Origin of the sequence: Clostridium sp. UBA5988 (assembly GCF_002435615.1) — a bacterium.
GTDB classification, from domain to species: Bacteria; Bacillota; Clostridia; order Clostridiales; family Clostridiaceae; genus Clostridium_J; species Clostridium_J sulfidigenes.
Window position 1 is genome coordinate 1 of record NZ_DJBA01000076.1, and the last position, 5,858, is coordinate 5,858.

General features: G+C 30.1%; 6 protein-coding genes. All 6 read right to left on the bottom strand.

Annotated features, from left to right (window positions below; genetic code table 11):
- Window positions 1-140: 140 nt before the first annotated feature.
- Complete coding sequence (locus tag B3J31_RS16415) at window positions 141-743, bottom strand: DUF421 domain-containing protein (RefSeq protein ID WP_346867282.1); 603 nt, start codon at window positions 741-743, stop codon at window positions 141-143.
- Window positions 744-927: 184 nt separating this feature from the next.
- Entirely contained in the window at window positions 928-2,040 is a 1,113-nt protein-coding gene (locus tag B3J31_RS16420; protein ID WP_346867281.1) for a PQQ-dependent sugar dehydrogenase, read from the bottom strand.
- 153 nt (window positions 2,041-2,193) lie between these two features.
- The gene (locus tag B3J31_RS16425; RefSeq protein ID WP_150845167.1) at window positions 2,194-2,568 is read right to left on the bottom strand and encodes a phage holin family protein; all 375 of its coding nucleotides are present in this window, start codon (window positions 2,566-2,568) and stop codon (window positions 2,194-2,196) included.
- A gap of 106 nt (window positions 2,569-2,674) precedes the next feature.
- A complete protein-coding gene (locus tag B3J31_RS16430; RefSeq protein WP_150845168.1) occupies window positions 2,675-3,610 on the bottom strand; it encodes a DUF5692 family protein in 936 nt (311 codons plus the stop codon).
- A gap of 288 nt (window positions 3,611-3,898) precedes the next feature.
- Window positions 3,899-4,531, bottom strand: coding sequence for a histidine phosphatase family protein (locus tag B3J31_RS16435; RefSeq protein ID WP_346867280.1), 633 nt, complete (start codon window positions 4,529-4,531; stop codon window positions 3,899-3,901).
- A gap of 95 nt (window positions 4,532-4,626) precedes the next feature.
- Window positions 4,627-5,799: a hypothetical protein gene (locus B3J31_RS16440; RefSeq protein WP_346867279.1), complete on the bottom strand. Its 1,173-nt coding sequence runs from the start codon at window positions 5,797-5,799 to the stop codon at window positions 4,627-4,629.
- Between the last annotated feature and the right edge of the window lie 59 nt (window positions 5,800-5,858).

Here is a 5,858-nt window from a genome sequence, read left to right on the forward strand (position 1 = left end):
ACCACACTTTACACTATCAAATATATTAAGTATATTTTACATTATTATACTTATATTGTCAATAAACTTGTACATTTAAGCTATACTAAGCAAATTAAATATGCATGACTATTATTTTGTACCTTTTTAGTTGTTATACTTTATGGCTCATTTTTATTTCCCTCAAACTTTCCACCTTTTATTTCTTTAAATATATTGTTATTTTCATAACTTTCAGGTTTCGCCTTATTACTAATCATTGATTTTAATTCGTATATTTCACTCATTAGCTTTATAAAATCCTCTTGGTTTATAGGTCTTTTGTTATTTTTCAATTCATATCCAAGCTGACCACTTACTTCAATTGTTGCATATTGAACATCTTCTATTGATGATATACCCGACTGCCTCAATCGAGTTTCAAGCCTATCAATTGACATTCTAAGCTTTTTCAAATTTTTAATATTAGGTTTACCATTTTCAATAACAATTACTGCTTTACCTGAAAACATAGTCTCTAAAAAATCTATTTTTATTTCCAAGTACTCAGTGATTATCATTAATATAGTTAATATACCAGCTGCTAGAAAGGTTACAAGAAGCCCCTTCCCAGATACAGGCTGAATGAGTAAAGATCCTAATCCTATCATTACAATAGTTTGGGAAATTGTCATTTGGGAAATGGATTTTCTTCCACCCACTCTTAAAATAAATGTGCCTACAATAAATATTAGTATTGATTGCCATATCCAATTTAAGTCCACATGCTCTCCTCCTTAAGCAAATATTAAACATTTTATATTATTTGCTAATAAGAATTTTTAATACACTGTAGTACGATTTATACTTCAAGTTGCATTTCCTTTTAGGTTTCTTTATACTTCCAACTATCTGATTTTTGTTATATATGAATTTTGTTTAATCCCATACCTACTAACTTCTCTATTTCTAAATATTACTCTTTGAGGGAATAATCCGAATAATTCTATCATCACCTATATTAGGATTACCTCTTCCATCTCTATTACTTGTTGTTAGGTAAATCGCTCCATCTTTCCCCTGAATAATCTCACGTAAGCGCCCATATCTATTCTTCAACCATGAATCTACGCTATTTACTTTCGTTCCTTTTCCATTTAATGAAATAGTAAGTAGTTGTTCTCCACGTAAAGTAGCAACTAGTAATTTTCCTTGCCACGGTCCTTGATCTACAAAGGCTATACCAGAAGGTGCCCACGTCTCTTCTTCACTGTGTATTAATGGTTTTTGCACTATAACTTCCTTAGAGTCTTCATTTCCTTGAACCAGAGGCCATCCATAATTAGCTCCTGGCTGTATAATATTTATTTCATCATGAGCAGTCTGCCCATGCTCGGAGGCATACAATATATTTCTTGAATTCCAAGCTAAACCCTGAGGATTTCTATGACCTAAGCTATAAACAGGTGAATTTACATTTGGATTATCTTCAGGAATACTACCATCTAATTCTATTCGCAGTATTTTCCCTGCTGTGCTTGTGATATTTTGTGCCAATGAAGAATTACCTGCATCACCCGTTGTAATATATAATTTTCCATCTGGCCCTATCTTTATCCTGCCTCCATTGTGAATCCTCCCACCAGGGATTTTATCAATAAGTACTCTGTCAATAGATGCCTTGTTATTATTTTCAATCAATCTCACAACACGATTGTGAACTTGATTACCTTCTGCATATGAATGCATAACATATATATAATGGTTTTGAGAATAATTTGGATCTAATGCAATTCCCATCAATCCCCCTTCTCCTTGGCTTACAAAGGGTGCACTAAATCTAATCAGTGGCTGTGGAAGAAGTTTGCCATCTTCAATAATTCTAACTGCTCCAGATCGCTCTGTAAAATATAATTTACCTTCATTGCTTATATCTATGGCCCAAGGTACAAATAAATTTTCAGCAACAACTTCAACTTCAAAGGGAAGTTCCCTTGAAATACCTCCCCTTGCTTTCACTCTAGATGGGTTATCTCCACCCAATATCATATTAGATAAAACATTGTAAATCTTTCTTTTCATGCCGCTATCCTCCAAACATAAATAAATCATATATCAATACACGCTTTATTTATATTATTAAGTATTTATGTTAATGTTCCATTTTCACATAAATAAAAAGAACCCTATTTCTAGAGTTCTTCCTTTAATCATTTCAATATGATGTATTTAAAATTACATTGCTCTTGACGGAAATACAGCATCTATTACACCAATAACTAAAGCTGCTAATATTGCACCTAGTAGAGATACCCTCATATTTGGCACTAAAAATTGTGCTACATATATTATTACAGCTGCAATAATAAAGCCTTTTATTCCTTTTCCAAAAGGTGATGCATCGACTCCCATGAATGCTTCTACGAAATAGTCTAATGCAGTTATTACAACTGCTGCAATTAGATATGACCATAGTCCATAAATACTAAATCCTGGAGTTAAAAATGATGTTATACCTAAAATAATTGCAACTAATATCAATCTTCCTGCCCATCTTAAAATACTATTTCCACTAGAATCTTCTTTTCTTACCTCATTATTATCTGGCATAAGAATTCCTCCTTTAATAGAAATTTTAATTTCTTAAAGGTATTATGCCCATAAATTCCAAAAATATAATCTCCTATATACATATGAAATTATTATACTTTTTATATTATCTATTTTCTTCAACTATCTTCTTATAGGCTTTTGTTTCTACAAAAATTTCGTCTTTTAGTGGATTAAGTTTATTTTTATGAATCTTATTAAACTGATAAATTACTAATGCTACATTTGCTATTAAAGATAATAAACTTAAAATAAAAAACGCTTTTGGATTATGTGTAGTAGCTACAGGTGCTATACGATCTGCAAAGGAAGGTACTGTCATAACAAACATAATCCATAGTGCAAGTGTCTGTGCACGATGCTGTAGCCATGCTCCTTTTTTGATAAAGAAAGCAGGTATGGTGCAAGAAAGTAACAGTGCCAAACCACAATAAAATGAATGATCTGCTATACAATTATATGTATAGGCAAAATTCCACAAATCATAAGCTATAATCCAAGGCCATATCATATCAGGCCATATCATATCCTTTGTTTTATCTTTAGAAATAAAAATACCAAACCATCCACAAATGGCAATAATGTTTAGTAATCCAGCTATACCATTCATGATATTCCATGATCCTGACATTACCCAAAGATTGTCTACATATGCTCCGTTCCATGCACCATATGTAAAGCATTGAAAATCACGAATAGCTGCTTCGAGAATATTAATTGCCAAAATAAGTGGTGGAAAGCATAATACCCACTTCTTTTTAGCAAGTGATGGAATATAGCGAATAGCCATAAACCCAAGGCACCCTGCCAGTGCTGAGTAAGTTTTTACCCAGTTAAACCAAGTACCTGTTCCATATTCATTTCCTGGAGCTGCAGTTGTTGGCCAAACAAAAATAGTTAAACCTATAGGAACAATTAAAAAAAGTATAATTCCACCCCATTTTGTTGAACGACCAAGCTCATTAAAAGCCATTAAGGCAAAAAGAATAAAAAGCCAAATAGCCCAACCTGTAAAATTCGTTGACTCATAAAAAAAGCCCATAATATTTCCCCCTAAAAATAACATTTGACATAATTCTATTATGTCTGTTCAAAACAAGCAAAGATATGTAAATATTTAAAGTTTAAATATCTTTATCTGTTATCTTAGTAATTATATTATATTTAGACTCTTTGGTCAAATATTTTAAAGGTCCCCAAAACCCCCATGAATAGCACAACTATTTAAATAGTTTTATATTTAAATAGTTCCCTATATAACTATTTTCCTGTTTAAATATTTGTATAGATATATAATTTTATATACTCCTATTTCTCTATAGATCTAGTTTTATATTTCACTATAATAATGTAAATGCTCAACACTATTACTCATAACTATTTTCCATTTTCCTTCTATATGCTCAATTTTGTGCATTCCAGTAGTTGATGTTTTAGATAATTTAGGTGACTTATTTGTCCATTTCATATTATTTAATATATAGTATAAAACATTTATTACTCCACCATGAGTAAGAATCATTACATTGTCTTCTTCCATTCCCGTTGAAATATTGTTGCAAAGTTCTAAAAAAGCACTTTGTATTCTATTGTAAAACTCACTAGGACTTTCTCCATTTGGATATCTCTCACTCATCTCTAGTGTATTAAAAAAGAGTCCAGGATATTTTATTAATGCATCCTTGTTATCCATTCCTGCCAGAACTCCATTATTTATTTCTCTCCAATCACTACAATACTTTACTGGTATATTTAATTTGCTTTCAATCTCCTTAGCTGTTTCAACAGCTCGTCTTAAATCACTGCTTATAATTTTATTAATGGTGTACTTTTCTTTATTATCACTTAAATAATTTGCTAATAATTTGGCTTGTTCCATGCCCTCCTCTATTAAACCCAAGTCACTCCATCCACCTCTATAATTTTCATTGTCCATACCATGTCTAACTATATATATAACCAATTTACCACTCACTCCTTCCTAGTATTATAATAAATCTTCTAAATTTTTGTTCACACTCGTAAAAAAATACCTATATTATGAGTACTTTTCATTAATTACTTATTATTATCAATTATTTTTTGCAATACTGGATCTGAACCAATAATGTAATCTTCAATACTTAATTCCACTTCATAATCTGGATTTAAGGTATCTCCATTTATATTTGAACTAAAATATTTCGTTGAATATGATATATTTAATTTTGAGTTTGGTAAAACCATATTCTGAATATCTCCATAGTGGCTTGGTTTTCCACCAGTTGGTTCCCCATATAATTTAGCCTCTAACTTTTCTTTGAACTGTAATGCATATAAAATACCTGAGGAAAAAGTTTCTCTTCCTATAATCACATCAACATTTTCCACTAATTTTGATGTTTTTAGCTGACTGAGCATATTATACAAATCGTTACCATGAAAATATGTCCCCCCACTATTATTTCGAAGATCAACTGCTATAGTTTTCACTTTATTTTCTTGTGCTATTTTCTCAATGTTTTTTAATTCCTTTTTATTAAAAATTATTGGACATTTATTTAATTTGCAGTATATTAATTTTTCTTCCTTTAAGTAGGTACCTGTTAAGTCTGCTTTCTGATTTTGTAAGTAAAGTGGTTTATTACTTAATTCCCCTATTAAATTCATATATTTTATATCTGTATTTCTTTTTATTTTTATCTCCTTTAAAACTTCATTGCCTTTATTATCTAAAAGATTTAGTGACACAGTATCATTTTCTACACCACTAAAATGCTCTAATATTTTTGAGTCTTCAATATAATCACTAAATCTAGCTTTAATTAAGCTTTCATTTTCATGGGGTATAAGCACTGCTACCATGTTTATATAATCTTTAATTGGAGTATTATTTATTTTCAAAACCTTAAATCCTAATAAGTCTTTATACTCATAATCACTGCTAATTATATATATCCCATCTTTAAACCAATAAAATTTTAAAGGTAGCAATTTGTTAGATTTAAAATTAGCAATATTCGTATGCGAATCACCAATGACTCCCATAATTTTCATAAGTTGTACCTGTATTTCCTTTGAGTTTAAAGAATTTACATTAGCATCTAGTTCCCTCAATAATGAATTAAACTCTTCTTCTGTTTCATTAAAATACAAATTTGCATGTTTCTTAGGTAACTTTTCTTGAAGATATTTTATATCCTCTCTCCACTGTTCTTTAGAAATATTTTCATTTTTAACACTTACATTCACAAATCTACTAATTACAACAATTATTAAAAATATAATTAACCTGAATTATTCATAGAAAA

Coding starts and splice junctions, on each gene's coding strand:
- B3J31_RS16420 (WP_346867281.1), bottom strand. CDS start 2,040: ATGAAAAGAAAGATTTACAATGTTTTATCTAATATGATATTGGGTGGA.
- B3J31_RS16425 (WP_150845167.1), bottom strand. CDS start 2,568: ATGCCAGATAATAATGAGGTAAGAAAAGAAGATTCTAGTGGAAATAGT.
- B3J31_RS16430 (WP_150845168.1), bottom strand. CDS start 3,610: ATGGGCTTTTTTTATGAGTCAACGAATTTTACAGGTTGGGCTATTTGG.